Below are 18,969 nucleotides of genomic sequence, written 5' to 3'. Positions count from 1 at the left end.
GTTATTCTGATGAAAAAGCTAAGACTTAAAGGAAATCGCTTGTCGTGATCGTCGTTTTTCTCTTACGGAATGTCGGTTCTCACTCTGGTCGGCATCCGTGTCGCTTTGTGTTTCCGAGGTTTCAGGAAGCGTTTGTGCGCTCGCTCTGTTGCCACGTCGAGAACGCAGGTTTTGCATGGCTTGTTTCACTGTGTCTTGCTTCTGTTGCTGCAATTCGGCAAGCACTTGAGCAATGGAAAGTTCCGGCTTATGGCTCATCAATGTCAGCAAGCTCAATAAATCTGCAACGAACTGCTGTATGTCTGACGACTTGAAACGAGCCATGTCGTAACTCAGATACAAATGCAAGTCAGTTCCTGGTACAAAAACCAGCGTGAAAGGAAAGCTGTTTTGGGCATAGTGGCTAATATCATCACGCGCCAAAATGCTCGACTGAGCCAAACGCTCGGCGTCGATGGGGTAACTTTCAACATTCAGCAAGTAGTCAAACAGGGGCTGACTACCGGCTTTCTGCTCTACAGATTTTGCGGCCAATTCCGATTGAGCGCGGATCTCTGCCAACGATAAATAGGCATATTGCTCACGTTGCACATTGTCTTGATGAATACGTTGCCACCACTGTTGCAAGCTCAATGCAGCGATGGGCTCAAACTGATAACGCACCGGAATGGTATGAATAAACAAGCCCGCCATGTTCTCTACGTCATTTAAATCGGCAGGTCGTCCCGACACGGTTTCACCAAACACCACATCGTTACTTTCACTGTAATGGCTCAATAACAAGGCCATCGCGCTGTGAACCAAAGTGTTTAACGTCACGCCTTGTTGAGTTTGCAGATTCTGAATGGCTTGTTGCAAGGTTTCCGGTAAGTTCAAAGCGTATTTGTCACGCTGAACGGCTGTCTCCTTTTGTTCGGAAGCATTTTCACCGGGATCATTTGAGGCTGCTAAATTTTTCACATTAGCCTCAGCATCAAATGCCATTTGCGGAGGCTGATTCAAGCCCGCAAGATAATCTCGCCAATACAGCAAGGCGGCTTCATGGGAATGTTCCTGCAACCAGCCGATGTAGCCTTGATAGGCGGGTACAGCTGATAAGGAAATAGACGATTTGTCATCAGAAGTGCTGGAAACCGTTTTTTCATACAAGGCGAGCACATCGGCAATAATCAAGGACATCGACCATCCATCCAACAGGATATGGTGGAAATTCCAAACGAAATGCCATTCCTGTTTAGAAAGCTGGTACAAATGAAATTGCGTTAACGGCGCTTTATCGAACTGAAAACCCGCTTCGCGTTGTAACCGTTTTTCAGTTTCCAACCGTGCTTGTTGCTGATCCTGATTAAACTCGCTCCAATCATGCTCCTGCCAAGGTAGCGAGAGTTGGGTAAACACAATCTGCATAGGTTGAATAAAGTGGTTATGGTCAAACCCGGTACGAAGCACCTGATAACGTTGAAATACGTCATTCCAGGCGGCATACCAAGCATCGCGATTTAATCCATTGTGTAAGGCAAAGCTCACCTGCTCGAAATACGCTGTTGAATCAGGCGTTAACAAGCCCTGAAACAGTATTTCTTCCTGAGTGCTGCACAGTGGGAAAATATCAGAAACCGAATGGTGAACTCCTTGATTAATCTTGGGAACGACTTTGTTCAAGGTATTTTGCAATTGCCTGTGGCTTGGCTCCAAAAATGCGCTTGTAACGTCTGCATCAGTATCAGAGTAAGAGGCTTGAGACTGGCGATAGCAAGACAATAACAACGGAAAATCAGAGGCTGTTGCCTGCTGTTTGCCAGCCTTAACCATGCTTTCACAATGCAGCAGACATTGTTCTAACGATTCTCGGAATAAGGCAACAAACTGGTGAAGATGACCAGAGGTATTATGGCTCTCAATAGCACTTGCCCACATGGCGTCAAACTGGAACTGAATATTGAAGTGTTCAGCTTGCAACATGGCATTCACTTCAACCGGATAGGCTGGTGGATTTTTCAACGAGGAAGACAATCCACTCAAGCGATGCAAATGCCAGTGCTTTCTGCCTCCTGAATCAGCATCGCCATCGCCATCGCCATTTTGCAGTAAGTTGTCAACCTGTCCCAGGTAGTTAAACAACAACTCGGCAGGAGAGTTTTGCCACGCCTGCTGTATCTCGGGGTCTCGAGCAATATAATTTAAAACACCAAAGCCAACGCCTTGTTGTGGAACACGGCGCAAACACTCTTTCAGTAACGCGAGATGCTCACCATAAGTGCCTGTTTGCTCAGCAACACCACAGGGTAAAAACACCGGATACAACGCCGTAAACCAACCAAGGGTTGCGCCCAAATCCATTTCATATTCGCCAGCAAGCTGTCGTCCATGGCTTTCCATATCCACACGTATTGCCGATTTTCCAGTCCATCGCCCAAAGGCGTTTAACAGCGCGCCTAGCAAGATATCTTGCACTTGTGTGTGATAAGCCAGATGAATATTGCCAAGTAAACGCAGAGAATCGTTTTTACTTAACTGCAATTCTATTTTGATCAGGCGTGTCGGTTCCTTTACTGGCGAGAAGCTTGCAGATAATTGGTTTGCAGATAATTGGTTTGCAGGCAATTGGCTTAACCAAAAATCGCGCTGTTGTTGCACATCCCGAGACTGAGAATAGCCCCGCAATGTGTTGCTCCATTGCGTTAATGAAGCACTTTTCGCAGCAATTTGAATTGCCTTACCATCTTGTAACTGCTGCCAATAATCGAAAATATCCGCCAACAGAATACGCCAGGAAACACCATCACAAATCAGGTGATGCATCACCAACAATAGTTTGGGATTGGGTTGCAACAAAGAGTTGGATTGAGCACTTTCAGAATGCGTAGATTCGGTAAAAAGCACGGCTTTAAATAAGCCCCCCAGCTCAATATTAAAACTTGCCTGCACTTGCTCAGTACGTGCACGTATCCGCTCGGAACGACTGTTTTCTTTTGCGTTAGAGCTCATTCCATCCAGAGCATTTTGCCCATCGTCAACAATAATGGAGTCATCCACCATACTCTGATTAAAAGGAGCAAATACACACTGCCACTGAGGCTTCTGCTGCTCTGATTCAAGCACACCCTGTACAGGTTCAAATCGCGCTCGTAACACATCGTGGCGCTGATACAAAGCCGCAACAATATTGTGCAAATGTCTTGCAGAAAATGACACTGGCACATCTAACACCAATGACTGGTTGTAATGTTCTGGAACAGGTAAATCCCGTTCGAAAAACCAATGCTGAATAGGTAAAAGAGGAACAGCACCGACGATATCGTCTTGTTCACTTGCCACCAGAATATCCGGACTAACACGAACCACGGACGACAATTCCACAATGGTTTGATGTTGAAACAGTTCTTTAACCGTAAACAAAATGCCTTGGGTTTTCGCGCGAGCCACTACCTGAATGGCAAGAATGGAATCGCCGCCTAACACAAAGAAGTTGTCTCTGATACCGACCTTGTCGATGCCCAACACTTGCTGCCAAATGCCACATAGCTTTTGTTCCAGCTCATTACTCGCCGTAACCAGCTCTCTATCTGAACTTTGGGCATTGTTTTGAAAATAAGCATCCGCCAAGGCCGCCAAGGCCAACAAGGCCAACAAGGCCTTGTTATCCTGCTTGCCGTTGTGGGTCAGTGGAATCGCGTCTATGACAATAAAAGCCGACGGGATCATATGACCGGGAAGAGCGCCGCTGAGAGAATCACGTAATTGGTGATGCAGTTCGCTTTTGAAATGGCAATGATCGCATTCGCTCAATCCTGCGCTAACCACAAAAGCCACAAGTTGCTTGTGATTATCCTTTCCACTCACATCACCATTCGATTTGGTGAGAGAACAAGCCAATACCGCAGCCTGTTGAATGGCAATCGGCGATTTGTCCTCAACACTCACTTTACAGTTCAGAAGTGCGTTTTCAATTTCCCCCAGCTCAATACGAAAACCACGGATTTTCACCTGATGATCACGTCGTCCGAGATATTCGATATTGCCATCAGGCAAGAAGCGCCCAATATCGCCAGAGCGATAGAGTCGAACCTTATTCGACAGGTTTGAAAAAGGCAGGGAGTGCTCGATAAATCGTTCCGCCGTAAGCGTTTGTCGATTCAAATATCCCAACGTGACACCCTCGCCCATGACGCAAATTTCGCCATAAGCGCCCGGCATAACAGGTTGCAGTTGCTCATCCAGAATACACACGCTCAAATCTGGCAAAGGTCGCCCAATGACGCTCCCTATCTGCATTTGGTCTTCGTTCTGAGTGACTTCATAGAAAGTCACATGCACGGTGGTTTCAGTAATGCCGTACATGTTCACCAGCTTGCAATCACTTTGACTATAGCGTTCAAACCAGGGAGACAAGGCTTGATAATCCAACGCTTCACCGCCAAAGATGACGTAACGCAAGCTGGCGAGAGCTTGACTTGAACTGTCCTCAACATCGGCAGCCAAAACCTGTTCAAAAGCAGAAGGGGTTTGATTGAGCACCGATACCTTTTTCTCTTGCAACAAGCGTAAAAACTGCTGCGGCTCTCGTGCCACCCAATAAGGCACTACCACCAAACGACCGCCATACAACAGCGCGCCCCAGATTTCCCAAACCGAGAAATCAAAAGCATAGTTATGAAACAGCGTCCAAACGTCTTGCTCACTAAAATCAAACAAGGCATCGCTACTGGAAAACAAACGCAATACGTTATGGTGGCTAACCTCTACACCTTTGGGTTGTCCGGTGGAGCCCGAGGTATAAATAACATAAGCCCTATGGTTTTTGGCTGGAACAAAATGTGCGTCATCGACACTGATATTCGCGGTGGAAAAACACTGTAATTCCAAAGAGGTATGCGCACTGTCAATGGTAATGCATGTCTTGACTGTACTATTGACGATAGACTGAAAATCCCAACTGGCGGTTTCACTGGCTTCCAAATGCGTGAGCAAGATATCGACATTGGCATCCTGCAAAATCCATTGGGTACGTGATTCCGGATTATTGGTATCAATGGGCAAATAAGCCGCGCCGCTTTTAAGCACGCCCAAGATCGCCACCAGCATGTCTACAGAACGCTCAAAGTATAAAGCGACTAAAGAGCTCGACTTCACGCCCTGTTTCAGCAAATAACGCGCAAGCTGGTTGGCCTTATTATTGAGAGCGTCATAAGTGAGTGACTCATCATCACACTGAACGGCAATGTTATTCGGATAGTGACTGGCGAACGATTCAAATCGCTGTGAGATAGATTCAAACGTATTTTCGATCTGGGACTGTTCACCTTCATTCTGAACAGAAGCAACAGGCATTGACCACTCAGCTAACTGCTGTAATTGAGCAGCAGATAACAATGCAACCTGACTCACAGGTGTATCAGGTGATTGCACCAAATTCGTCAGCAACTCATCGAAACAATCGGCTAATCCTTGAATAGAAGAGGATAGAAACAGGTCATCCCGATATCGCCATTGCAGCAACAGTCCACGTTGTGATCCTGACTCACTCACGCACAGTTCCAAATCGTATTTGGCAAACACCGGCGCATTAGCCAATGCATATTCCTGAATAGATACCTTACCCAAGGTCAAATCGGCACTTTCATTGTTCTGAACGACCAGGGCAATTTGCACCAAGGGGTTATAGGCGGAACTGCGTTGTGGCTGTAATTCATTGACCAGCATTTCAAAAGGCACTAACTGATGCGTATAGGCCGCAACCGCCTGTTCTCGGGTTTGCTGTAACAGAGTGGTGAAATTCGTGTCAGCGGTGAATTGATGTCGGTAAACCAACATATTCACAAAATAACCGACCAAGTGCTGCAATTCGGGTTGTGAACGTCCGGCATAAGGTGAGCCAATCACAATATCCTGCTCGCCAGTTTCTCCATGTTCTCCGCTATAGCGAGCTAAAAGCACCGCTAAGGCTGACTGCAGGAAAATATGCAAGGTGACATTGTGAGCATCACAGAACTGATTTATTTGCTTTAGCTGTTCAGCAGAAAGTTGATGCTGCACCAACCCGCCAGACATTGTCTGATACATCGGACGGCGTTTATCCAACGGCAGATTGTGCAGTTCAGGCGCACCTTTTAAACGTTCCTTCCAATACAGCAACCCAGACTGAATTTGCTCTTGAGACGGGTTTAGCGCTTGATGAGTCCATGCCGCATAATCTGAAAACTGAATAGGAAGCGATGGTAATTGCTGCTCCAGCGACAACTCAGCATTGCCAGCATCGGCATAGTATTGATACAGGGTCGATAATTCCTGAATCAATAACGCCACCGACCAACCATCTGTCGCAATATGATGCATAGACACAGATAAATAGGCGTCATCGGCAAAACGGATTAGTTTGGCACGGATCACCTGACCAGTAATGAGATCAAAAGGCGCAATAACAGCCTCGGTCAAAGACTGATCTAATTCGGCTCGGGTTGAAACCGCAAGCACAGGCATCACAAACTGGTCAGCCGCATCAATGGCTAACGGCTGTAAGTAAAAGCCTGAATCATCACGGATCATGCAAGTGCGCAGGATTTCGTGTCGTTCAATCAAATGCCTGAAACTGCTCTCTAATGCCGATGTGTTCACTTCGCCCTGCAAGGAAAAAAACCGATACTCGTTGTAGGCAGCGCTTTGAGGTTCCATTTGCCATTGAAACCATAACCCTTGTTGCGCGGGTGTCATGGGGATTAACGAGTCAGCTTTGACTTTCTCAATAGAGGAGGAAAGAGAAACGTCAGTGAGAACATTTGAAACATCAGCCACTTGCATTTGCAATTGAGCCATTTGCGAACGAATATAAGCCGCCAATTGCGCAATGGTGGGGTATTCAAAAATGCAGGCAATAGACAATTCTTCTGCTAATTTTCCCTGCCAATGCTTGTTCACTCGATACAGTAATCGCGTCAACACGATAGAATTAGCACCGAGTGAGAAAATACTGTCGTCCGGTGATATTTCCTCTGGCTCTTGGCGTGAGCCATCAAACAACTCATCCTGTAATGCCTGTATCAAAAAAGCTTCAAGCTCATTCGGTGCTCTTGTTTGAGTTGTATGCTGTTCAACTTCGTTCAGAGCTTGTTCTTGAGACTCGGGTTCAACAGCAGACTGCCCCTTAACGTAAGCAGCAATGCTATCAATCTCGCCCGTCAGGTACTTGTGCTGTGCCAGTTTTCGCTGAATTTTACCACTGGTGGTCTTTTCCACTCTGGCGGGTTTCACCAGCAAAATGGCGTAAGGATCGAGCTGATACTCTTGAGCAATTGCGGTTAATACCGATTGAAATACCGCTTGAGAATTCAATTCTTTTAAGGCGGTGCGCGCCACTTCCTGAACCACGACCAAACGCTCTTCGCCGTCTTGCTCCACCGCAAACGCTGCGCCAGCGCCAACCGTTAACGCCGAATGAGCTTCTTGAACCGTGCGTTCAATATCCGTGGGATAATAGTTCTGCCCCGCAATGATAATGAGTTCTTTAATGCGCCCGGTGACATACAAGCGATGGTTGTGAACCAGGCCCAAGTCACCCGTGCGCAGCCAGCCAGCATCATCAGCTCTGGCATTTTGCTCTTCTTGTTGTAAGAGCGCATAAAAAGTGTCATGAGTTTGTTCTGGGCGTTGCCAATAGCCAACGCCAATGCTATTTCCTCTTGCCCAGATCTCACCCACTTGCCCATCAGGCAATTCGCAGAAGGTTTCAGGATCAACAATACGAATATCGTGCCCGCATTGCTGCATTCGGGAAATATCACCACAGGCAACGGCAGACTTGCCTTCTGTGGGTGGATTTGACTCAATAGCAATGGATTTGCCATCAAGCGCGAGACGAACAATATGCTCCGGCTCATGCATACAACCACACAGAAACACCGTGGCTTCCGCCATGCCATAACTGGGAAAGAAACTGCCTTGCTTGAAGCCCGCAGACTCATATTTGCGAGCAAATTCAGATAAGGTTTCAGGAAAAATCGGCTCGGCGGCGTTAAAAGCAATGCGCCAGGAATCCAGATTCAGTCCCGCTATCGCCTCTTCTGGCACCTTTTTCAAACAGAGTTCATAAGCAAAGTTCGGCGCACCACAAATGCTACCGCGATAATGACTAATGGCCTGTAACCAATACACAGGATTGGCGACAAAGGTCAGCGGTGCCATTAATACCGAACGCGTGCCCAAATAAACGGGTAACAGCATGGCATTCACTAACCCGAGATCGTGGAACAAGGGCAACCAATTCACAAAGGTATCACCCTGATGACAACCTGTGGTTTGCTCTAACAAGCGCAGATTCGCCATGATGTTGCCGTGAGTTATCATCACGCCCTTGGGGTCGCCCGTTGAGCCCGAGGTATACTGCAAAAATGCCAGTGAGTCAGGGCTGATGTCTGGCCAAACGAATGAATCCAGGTCGCTATGCGGCTCAGCTAACAACGCATCGGTATAGATAAATTGTTCGGCGTTCAGATCAGGCAAGGCTTGAGCTGAGTGTTCGTGATCAGAGGTTTGCAAGAGTCTCGCAACAAACTTGCTTTGCATCTCTTGCGTAGTGAGGATGTAGTTCACACCACAGGTATTGATAACATGGCGAAAACGGCGAGTATTGGCCTTGCCTTGGGGCGGGTACAAAGGAACCGCAACAATGCCGGCGTACAGGCAAGCGTAAAAAGCCTTGATGTAGTCCAGCCCGGGCGGATAGCACAGGATGACTCTTTGTCCTGCGGCTCTTTGTCCCACGGCTGTTTGTCCCGCCGTTTTTTGTCCCGCCGTTCTTTCCACAGCAGCCCCAGCAGCAATTTGGCGTAACAGACGAACAGCCAAGATCTTCGCCTGTGCATCCAGTTGCTGAAAAGTCAGAGTATCCACCCGAGCCAGAGGTTCGTTTACATCATCCCCATGAAGAAATTCAAAAGCGGTTGCGTCAGGTCTTGCCAACTCGCCTTCCGGCTGTGCGTATTGCGCCAATCGCCCCACCAGCGTTTGCTGATACCCCTGTGACATCATGAGTTCTCCTCCATAGTAATATCTTTACTGGAATCGCTGGAGCGAGTCAGATCTGACTGATTCTGATCAGGATGATTAAGCTGAACACTATGCACTTTGCCGTTTTCCATACGCACCACTTTGTCCGCCACATCGAAATAGCGATCATCATGGCTTATGACAATCACCAGCTTGTTCATGGCTTTTAAACTGGGCAGTATTTGTCGATAGAAGATTTCTCTAAATACCGGATCCTGATCCGCTGCCCATTCGTCAAACACGTAAATAGAGCGATTTTCCAGATAGGTCACCAGCAAGGCCAAACGCTTTTTTTGCCCATCTGAAAGCGCGGTTCCTGAAAACTGACCGTCGCGCACTTCCACCTTGCCAGACAAGTGCAAATCCTGAATATAACGATTCGCCAGCGCCTGAATTTGAGGGTTGTCGATGCCAAACAAACGGGTAAACAGATAGAAGTCGGTGTAGATAGCAGACACGCTCTGACGGCAGGCTTCCCGGTTCTCGGGCGTTACTTCGATGTCATCAAACAGCAGGCTGCCGCTTTCTGGCAGGTAATGCAGCGACAGCATTTTCGCCAGCGTAGTCTTACCCGAGCCATTGCCGCCAACTAAAAAGGTAATTTCGCCCCGATTCAACGTGAGATCGATTGGCCCAACATGAAAGGACTCATCCAGATTTTTGTTTTGATAGGCGAAGGTTAGCCCTTTGAGAGCCAAGCGTTCACAATCGATCACGCCGTCTTTGCCCCACCCGGCTTCAACCGGCATGTCCTGTTTTAAGCCCTGCAATTTTCGGGCAGAAACCGAGGCGCGTGCAATGGGCCCAACCGCATTAATCAACGCTGCAATTGGCCCGGTAATGTACAGCATGACCATCACGACCCCGGTCAAATGCTCCTGAGACAGCGCGTAGTAATTCGCCATCACATAAGTCACACAGCCAATGGCGAAGAAGCTAATCAGGTTGCCATAGGTTGTACCGAAGACAATAAAGGTCTGCCCTCGCTTGTCGTCTTGTGCTTGATCCTGCTCCAGCTTGAATAAATCCTGATTTAAATAGGATTGCTGGCGCTGTTGGTTGATCTTCAGCTCTTTAGCGCCGTATATCAGGCCGCGAATAGACTCGTGGATCAGATCGAAACGATGCCGCGCTCGTTCTATGTATTTGCTGCCAATATAAATCGGCAGTTGATAGGTCATCGCCCCCGCCAAAATGGTGAGAATGATGAACACAAACACCGGCAAGTTGAGGTAAATCAGAAATCCCAACAAGCCAAGCAAAGTAGCGATGTTCACCACCAGCTCGGGAAATACAGCCGCGCCACTGATAACACCGGGAATATCGGCGGTGATCCCTGCCATTAATCGTGAGGGGCCAATACGTTCCAAATCCTGAATGGGTAAGCGAGAAATACGTCGGTACATATCCATGCGCAAGCGTTTGGTCATTTCAATCGCAACCCGGGACAACAAGGTTTGCGACGAGGCCTGACATAGCAAAATAAACATGCATAACAGGAAAAAGGCCAAGGCTAATTTAGGCGTGGAAACCTCAAACGTCCCAAACAGCATAAAAGGTTCGTAGCCCTCCACTTGCAACAAACGACTTGGCGGCGGACGAAGTGACATCAACACCAAGGGGATCATGATGGAATAGGCAAACCCCGCCAAACTACCGAGCACAATAGCGAGAAACACGCGATTTGGCGCAGCTTGCCCAAACAGTTTTGATAATTTGATAGCATTTAAAACATCCTCTTGTCCCGGTGGCGGGCTCTGATCCTTGCTCTGGTTGGCAAACGATGATTCATTGGAAAAAGATGATTTATTGGAAAAATGAGCCGTAAAGGATCGAGTTTTCTTCAGTAATGCCCCAAAAACGCTTCTTAATGTTGTCATTATTCTGCCTCTCCCAATGCTCGATTTGATTCTTTAGAGGATGTTGCGGGCACAAGGCGCAACACCGAAGCACCTTGAGGCAAGTGCGCTTTCCCAAAGTACATGGGAAATAACTGATTATGTTTATGAGCCAGAATGTAGTCGTCGTAATGCGGGCTGAGGATATTGCCACTTTGCCCTGTACTGGTAATAAAGCCGCTCGCTTGCACGTTGCTCATATCAACAACCTGACGATAGTTCGGGCCAATTCGCTGTTGATAGCCTTTATCTTCAGAATACTGCCAGTCGGCAACATTAATGGTGAAAGCATCACCAGAACCGGGGACTTCACGATCAAAGAGATAATCAAGCAGTTGTACATGAGTAAATACCGGGTGCGGATAAACGCTGTGATGCACATCGCCCCAGGTTCCGTCTGTGCCAGCATGTTTATTCAGTTCGGCAATGGCATCATCCAAGGCCAGTAGTGCTAATTGCTGACAGGTTTCCATTTCTGGCGTATGGGCTTGGTCGCACCACATGCGAGACTCATCAGAATCAGGCGCATTAAGAAGATGTTCAATAAATACGGGCTGGATGCGATTGACCAGACCTTGTAATTCATCACCGCGAGCGACATGTAATAAGTCGCCGCGCAGATCGTCCTTCACCAAGAGCGCATTAAAATTACGTAGCCAGGACTGAAAAATAGCAGCGCTTTCACTGTCTGCGGTTAAATTCCCCTGCCAATCCGACAAACGCGCCAATACCTGGCTCTGCACTTGAGTTTCAGGTGTTAAGCTCGCCAAAAAGTTGACCAGCTTTTTCGCCTGCAAACTCACCACATCCCCTTGCATCTGTGAGAAATCCTCAACCTGAAACTTAATACCTGCGGTAATTTGAGCTTGAAGAAGTTCTGTAATTCTTTCTGCGCGATAAGGTGGCGACCAACTGCTGGATATCAGGTAAGGGTAATCGTCGCTATGAATCTTATTGTTGGCACTGACAAAGAATCCCTGAGCAGGATTAATGCCATTGGGCAACTCATTAAAGGGGATCATGCCAAGCCATTCATAATCTGAACGCCAGCCGGGAACAGGTAAACGTCCGTCACCTTGTTGCCTGACCGGAATATGACCAGCCGCTGTGTAAGCGATATTGCCGTGAATATCGGCATACAGGTAATTTAAGGCAGGGGCGACGTAATCCTGGATCGCTTCAGTAAACTCATGCCAATCCCGGGCATAATTGATATCACGCAAGCTATCCATTGAGGTATCGCTAGCGATTAATGCAGTCCAACGCATGGCCAATGGGTTTTCCACTTTTCCCATGGCATCACTGATTAACGGCCCATGGCGAGTGCTGCGAGCCAGCCATTTTAGCGGAGGAACCGGATCATCCAGCATTTCCGGCAAATCAGACTTCACCTTGATCCATTCCTCGCGAACCGTCATAGCCTGCCACTGACCATCAACCTCATACATATCCTCATGCACGGGATGAACGCGTTCGACATAGAGGTCTTGAACATCGGCAGTTAAATTGGTGCTTGCCCAGCTAATCAAGCCATTGTGACCATAAATAACAAAAGGTACTCCCGGGTAGGTAGCACCAATGGCGTGCAGCTTGTCACCCTGAATCTCAGCCAGATACCACAAAGCCGGGATTTGATTCGCCAAATGCGGGTCGGCTGATAACAGCGGTAAACCCGACACGGTATGACGGCCAGAAACAACCCAGGCATTGCTCCCAATCGCAGCATTGCTAACACCGGAAGGCCGTTGGATGGTGTCGCTTAAAGACAGTAATTCACGATTCAATTGAGGAGAAGTGAGGTCATTCGCTTCCGTGACAGTGACTCCTTCTTCTGGATAATTTGGCGTTAGTTGCGCCGCTTTTTGCAGCCCAAGTTCCTTGACCAAAGAATCAAAGGTTAATTCGTCGCCGAAGTTCTGACCCAAATCCAATGCCATTAACTTTAACAACAGTACAGAGTCTGATGGCTGCCATTTCTCAGGCGTGAGATCCAGAATGCTAAACTCCGGCGGCAATACATGGCCTTCACTTAACCAGGCATTGATGCCGTCAGCGTAGGCTTGCAGGCTAACTTGTGTTTGCTTATCCAGATGAGCAATGGTTTGGCTGGACAAATGATGCAACCCCAGTGTGCGCATCAACTTATCAATATTCAGCGCATCAAACCCTAAGACTTCACTTAGCCGCCCTTGCCCAAAACGACGCTGATACATCATTTGCCATAAGCGATCCTGTGCATGCACATAGCCCAAAGCGAAAAAGGCGTCCGGATCCTGCTTCGCATAAATGTGAGGCACAGCATTGCTATCACGCACAATTTCAACTTGTGCCGACAACCCATTTAATTTCACCTCACCCGATATTTGCGGCAAACTTTGATTAAAATGTTGATAGCCCCAAATTAACCCGACTAAAACAGGGGCAATAATCCATGCCATAAAACGACTTAATATTGGAAATGAATTATTCAACATCACAAGCAGCCCGTTATAAAATTTCAGCCACTATTAATGGCAGTTAATTCGGTTACTTCTTTTAAAAAGCTCGTTATTTAAAAAGCTGTTTTAGAAGTAAAAATATTGAAATGTGAAATTGAATCAGACTTGAGGTAGTAAAAATTTAATACCAAAACGATGAATATTTTTTACTTTTTTGTTATTTTACAATTACTTACACCACATTTCGCCAAAAATAATAACCAGCCACTCACTTGTTGTAAACTGATTTCAGGATAAAAAACAAACACACCAAATGGGTTAAATATTTGCATTTCTTAAATGATTCAGGATGGATTATTTGAAAATAATTGATGAAAAAAACGGATGTTTTGGATAGTAATTTTCTTATCAAAAATTAATAATATTTAGCTATATCAAATTAGAGAAACTCAATTAATTAAATCTAAGAAATAATAAAAAAGAAGGTTTAATACTATTACGATTTTGTGGAAAAGGAAGGAGAAGCTGAAACGAGTTCAGCTTGACGATGTGGTTCTATTAGCTCTTCTTATTTTATTAGCTCATCTGCGGTTATTTTTACTTGGCTTGATGCAATATCCAACACAATTAGCACTGCAAAACCAAGACCTACTGCCCAAGCGTCAGCTTCATAATAATCGCGTCTTCACGCCCATCGGCGGTAGGATAATAATCCTTGCGAACTTCAATTTCTTCAAACTGCATTTGAGTATAAAGATTAATCGCTGGAGTATTCGATATGCGCACTTCCAGCCAGGCTTCTTCCGCTTGGCGTTTGTTGCATTCACGCAAAAAGTGCTTCAGCAATTCCTTACCCAGGCTCTTGCCTCGTGCGTCCTTGGCAATACCAATATCCATGAGAGTGCATTCAACCGAAACCTTTAAGCCCACGTAATAACCGACAACTTCATCATCCAGTAGCATTTGAACAGCAAAGTAAGGTTCAGTTAAACAATCGGCAAATTGGCTGCGTGACCAAGGATATGAATGGCATCCGGTTTGTAACTTAAAAGCAGCTTCATAATCATCCGGAGAAATGAATTGAAATTGCGGTTCCAAGCTCTACCTCTATTTATTCACTAGATTTAAGTACAGCTTGCAGTTTATCCCATAAGGTTTTCTTGCTGCCAGCATTGAGAAGCGAATTCACATTTGAATCGGCAGGAAGCGGTAATTGGATATCGGATGTATATTGGCCTGAGTAATTACCATCATTCTGAACCCGAATGAAACACAATGCCTCGCCTTGAGGCTCTTGTGAATCAGACAACCAGATAATTTCTTCCAGTGGATGATTCAACGCAAGAGACAAATCCTGCCAAAACCATATGGGATAGTTGGATTTAAGACCGGCTTCAATCACCAGTTTCCCGGTAACGTCAATGACTTCTTTAGTGGGTTCTGCCAGCACTGATTCTTGAGATTTGCTCTCTAAGGGCTGACTCTGATTAGAAGTATCTTCGCTAGAAACACTCGTTTCTAACATATCTCGCATCTCTGGATTAGAGTCTGCATAGGATTTATCGAGTAGATTGGCCTCGGACAAACGCCATTGAGTAATACCTAACTCACTGAGTATTGCTTTACGGTATTGCTCCTGGTTTATCATCAATCAACACTCGCTGTGGAAGATGTTAAGAAAGGAACATGGCAGGGGTGGAGGGACTCGAACCCCCAACCATCGGTTTTGGAGACCGCTGTTCTACCAATTGGAACTACACCCCTATCCTGCTGCAACAATAAAGTCCTTAAGATGATCTTTATTACTTGAATTGTTGCTATCCGCTTGCCCTTTCACTGGACAAGCTGCGGCATTATACCCATACACATTAAAAGGTAAAGAGGTTTTAGCCTCGATTAGAATCAACTGCTTGATTATTGTCATATGCCAGTTGCCAAAGGTCATTTGTCAGCAATGCAACGGGTAGCATTTTCGTGACATTCTCTGTCACGAAAGACTCCACAGCCGAAGGAAAATAGGCACAGTAAACTTCCAGCAAGCATTGAATTTCAGGTTGTGTTAGCTGATTAATTAAAATGCAGCAGGCCAAATCGAAATGAGGATCGCCAAGTGCCGCATATTCCCAATCAAAGATAACATTTGAGCCCAAGCCAGCAATATGCCCGAAAGACATATCATGGTGGCATAAGCATAAGGCATTCGAGGTTTCCCATATGGATGTACAAGCATCCATACGCTGACATAAATCGTCATGATAATGCGCAGGAATAAAATCCAGATAGCGCTGCCAATTTGCTAACAGGTTCATTTCAGTGACACAAATAGGCAACTGATGAATATGCGCCAGCACTTCTGCCGCCTTACACACTTTTTGCTGGCGGCTACACTGGTTCATGGGCTCTTGCTCAACCCAGTGTTCCACCTGAATTTGGTGATCCTCAGACAAGCTCACAGGCATAGGCGCATAACCAGCGTCAGCCACCTGTCGTTGTAAGGTAAAATTCGCTTGTCGGTTTACCGGAATAAAATGCGTTCGCTGAAAATGCTTCACAAAATACTCAGTACCAGGATTGGCCTTTTCAGTTTCCAAGCGAAAATGAAGATTACTGGTTTGATGCTGCAAGGGAGTCAGCTGATATCTGGAATCAGTAATAGATAACGACGAGACATATTCCTTAACTGTGTCTGTCACATCCTCAGTTGCGTTTTCTCTTTTTACTTCCACGACTTCCATTACTTCACCTATTACTACTAAGAGCCACTATGGACTGCTAAGGCTATTTACTACTGAATGTCATATCAGCTCACGGCGCAAAATGCGTACTGCTAATATCATCGGCGGCATTCTGACTACAACGCCAAGCATACAAACCATACAACGACATTACCACATAAATGATGAACAACCCGGTTGTGAACAATAATCCTTGGCTGGCATACAAATAACAAGCGGCAGAGTTAATAAAAATCCAGTATATCCAGTTCTCCAATACCTTCTGGGTGACCAGAAATGTAGTAAACACACTAAATAACGCAACCCCGGCATCCAGATAGCCAAAATAACCAATATCGTGAGTATCATTCACATAATGTGACAAGCCAATAGACAACAAAATAAGCCCAGCGATTGCTGCCAAATGCCAGGTTATAGGGAAATGTCGGATCACCGATTGTTGTTTCTGGTTCTGGATCCCGCGCCAACTCCACCACCCAAATACCGCCATGATGACGTAGTAAAGATTCAGCGCAGATTGAAAGGGCAAGGCGACTTGCCAGAAAATCCAGGTATATATGGATGAGCTAATAAAAGCACACAGCCAACACCAAATGTTTTGTCTGGCTGCAAACCAAACATAAAGTAGAGCTAAAATAGCAGCAATGAATTCCAAACTGGTCATTGCGCTTAGCTCATTTAAAATGTTGTCCATGTGCTTTCTCTTGTTTAGCTTGGTAAAGTCTGAATTAGAAGTGATAGTCCACAGACAATCCAAACTGACGACCATCGCCTAGCTGATAATAAGGCTTTTCGCCTTCATAATACTCTCTCGGATCATTATTAAATCCGCCAAAGCCTCGCACATAATACCTTTTATCAAAGATGTTTTTACCCCAAATTGACCATTCCCAGTCATTCATTTGGTAAACAAAGCGGGTATGCCACAGCACATAAGCGCTAGAGCGTTCGTTATGACCATCAGAAAAATAATGTTCGTCCTTGCCGTCAGCTTCCAAACTCATACGCAAATGCTCTGTAACGTCGATTACCATGCCCACATTGAAGGTATAACTTGGCGCTTGTGCCTGTTCCCGTTCTGGCACGTATTCACCTTTGGCGTTGTATAAATCCCCAAACGTCGCATCCAGTAAACCAATGTTGGCAAAGAAAGTGGCACTGTTATTCAGTTCATAGCGAGACTCAATTTCAACGCCCTTATTAGTTCCCACATCGGCATTCAGCTTCACATCCACAAAACTTAACGCGCCCGTTCCGGGGATTTCCAAAATGAAATAATCGTCAATTTGATTGTTCTTACGTTCCATATAAAAAGCAGAAATGCCCATGTACAACTTGTCGTTCAGGAATCGATTCTTCATGCCGATTTCGTAGTTCCAATTGTACTCGGGTTCAAACAAACGATATTCAGGTGCAATGCGTAAATCGGTATTAAAGCCCCCCAGCTTGTAACCTCGATACACACCACCATAAAGCAAACCTGATTGCTCAGATTGATACTCAAGCACTAACTTACCACCCACGATGGTATCGTCAGACGTTTCCGCAAAACCAGCACTGTCTTGGTAGTCCGTTTCCGTGGACTCAACACGCAGGCCAGTGATCAAGGTTAACTGCTCACTCAATTGGCTATCCAACTGGCCATAAAGCGCAAGTGTATCCACCTGATAATCGTTAGCAGGACGCCCTTCCGCATAGGTGTACTCCCGAACAACGTCTTCATCAACATTCTTTAGATAAGCACCAATAACCCACGACGTTGAGCCAGCGAGCAGCTTACTGCTGTCATTGGAAACAACGCGCACATCCAGACTGTTATTGTCACGATTACGGAAGTAGTGATCCGTTGAGCTGTATTCCCAAGGATGAAACCCCACATAGGTCCAGTCTTCATCGTAGCCATACTCTAAGTCGGACTGATTGTTGGTATAGATGGCTTTGACGGTTCCCCAAGGCTGACGCCACTGCGCATTCAAGCCAAAAGCATGGGTTTCTTGACGATCAAAACCGGGTTCATCTGAACGTGTTTTACCATCGTTATCCAATGAAAACGCATCGTAGCCATTGTCGATATCGAAATACTGATAAGAAAAATCCAGCGTTAGATTTTCAGTGGCTAAATAGCGCAGTTTGATACGTGACGTCAGCTCGTCGATATTGTCGGTATCTTCACGATCGAGATAGATGTTTTTAATAAAACCATCGCTGGCGTACTGTTGCACAGCCACTCGATATTGCCATTTGTCACTCAGGCTATCGCCGTAAGCTGCGGCAAGTTCCCAGGTATCCTGCTGTGCTACGCTTAAACGAAAATGACCGCTGGCAAGAGCACTGGGGTCAACGGTTTTCAGCTTCACTACGCCAGCCATCGCTGACGCACCAAATTCAGTACCATGTGGCCCACGCAAGACTTCGACCTGTTCAACATCGAACAAAGTACCAATACCCGCCATACCGGAAAAATCCATGTCGTCGATGATAAAGCCAACCGATGGATTAATGGGTTCAGCATATTGGCTACGTTCACCAATACCACGAATTTGGATAAATCGTCCGCGCCCTGCACCACTGTTAAAATTCAGATTGGGCGCGACATTCAGTAGCTCTTCCAAGTGCTTGGCCTGACGCTGATTCAACACATTTTCAGATAAAACCGATACACTGCTTGAGATCTCGTCGATAGGCTTATCGCGAAAATCGGATGTAACGGTAATGGTTTCAATAGATTCAGCGTCTTCTGCAACTGAATGAGTCGCAGTAACAACGGAAAAGGTTGTCAGGATAGAGAGAGTTAAAAAGCGTTTTTTCATTTGGATCTCTTCTTGTATTTTTACATGAAAAGATCCGGTTTTTACG

General features: G+C 46.1%; 8 protein-coding genes and 1 tRNA gene. All 9 read right to left on the bottom strand.

Translation table 11 applies throughout. From position 1 onward, the window contains the following. Positions 1-18: 18 nt before the first annotated feature. The 9 genes from KIH87_RS06360 to KIH87_RS06320 all read right to left on the bottom strand — a co-directional run bounded on the left by KIH87_RS06360 (position 19) and on the right by KIH87_RS06320 (position 18,923). Positions 19-9,024 carry a non-ribosomal peptide synthetase gene (locus tag KIH87_RS06360; RefSeq protein ID WP_232360695.1) on the bottom strand — a complete coding sequence of 3,002 codons (9,006 nt, stop codon included), beginning with the start codon at positions 9,022-9,024 and terminating at the stop codon, positions 19-21. After that, positions 9,021-10,922, bottom strand: a complete 1,902-nt coding sequence (locus tag KIH87_RS06355; RefSeq protein WP_232360694.1) for a cyclic peptide export ABC transporter — start codon at positions 10,920-10,922, stop codon at positions 9,021-9,023. Before KIH87_RS06355 ends, KIH87_RS06360 begins: the two co-directional genes overlap by 4 nt. Then, on the bottom strand, positions 10,922-13,414 hold the full coding sequence (locus KIH87_RS06350; RefSeq protein ID WP_232360693.1) for a penicillin acylase family protein: 2,493 nt from the start codon (positions 13,412-13,414) through the stop codon (positions 10,922-10,924). Before KIH87_RS06350 ends, KIH87_RS06355 begins: the two co-directional genes overlap by 1 nt. 612 nt (positions 13,415-14,026) lie before the next feature. Next, entirely contained in the window at positions 14,027-14,476 is a 450-nt protein-coding gene (rimI, locus tag KIH87_RS06345) for a ribosomal protein S18-alanine N-acetyltransferase (protein ID WP_232360692.1), read from the bottom strand. Positions 14,477-14,489: 13 nt separating this feature from the next. Further along, complete coding sequence (locus tag KIH87_RS06340) at positions 14,490-15,026, bottom strand: hypothetical protein (RefSeq protein WP_232360691.1); 537 nt, start codon at positions 15,024-15,026, stop codon at positions 14,490-14,492. Between the two features lie 39 nt (positions 15,027-15,065). Continuing rightward, a tRNA-Trp gene (locus tag KIH87_RS06335) sits at positions 15,066-15,142 on the bottom strand. A 122-nt stretch (positions 15,143-15,264) separates the two neighbouring features. Continuing rightward, entirely contained in the window at positions 15,265-16,113 is an 849-nt protein-coding gene (locus KIH87_RS06330; protein ID WP_232360690.1) for a phosphotransferase, read from the bottom strand. 70 nt (positions 16,114-16,183) lie between these two features. Beyond that, positions 16,184-16,807, bottom strand: a complete 624-nt coding sequence (gene pnuC / locus KIH87_RS06325; protein ID WP_232360689.1) for a nicotinamide riboside transporter PnuC — start codon at positions 16,805-16,807, stop codon at positions 16,184-16,186. 34 nt (positions 16,808-16,841) lie between these two features. Further along, complete coding sequence (locus tag KIH87_RS06320) at positions 16,842-18,923, bottom strand: TonB-dependent receptor (RefSeq protein ID WP_232360688.1); 2,082 nt, start codon at positions 18,921-18,923, stop codon at positions 16,842-16,844. Between the last annotated feature and the right edge of the window lie 46 nt (positions 18,924-18,969).

It is taken from the genome of Paraneptunicella aestuarii, from assembly GCF_019900845.1.
Taxonomy (GTDB): domain Bacteria; phylum Pseudomonadota; class Gammaproteobacteria; order Enterobacterales; family Alteromonadaceae; genus Paraneptunicella; species Paraneptunicella aestuarii.
Note: the sequence above shows the minus strand (reverse complement) of the source record. Positions and strands in the feature narration are given on the sequence as shown.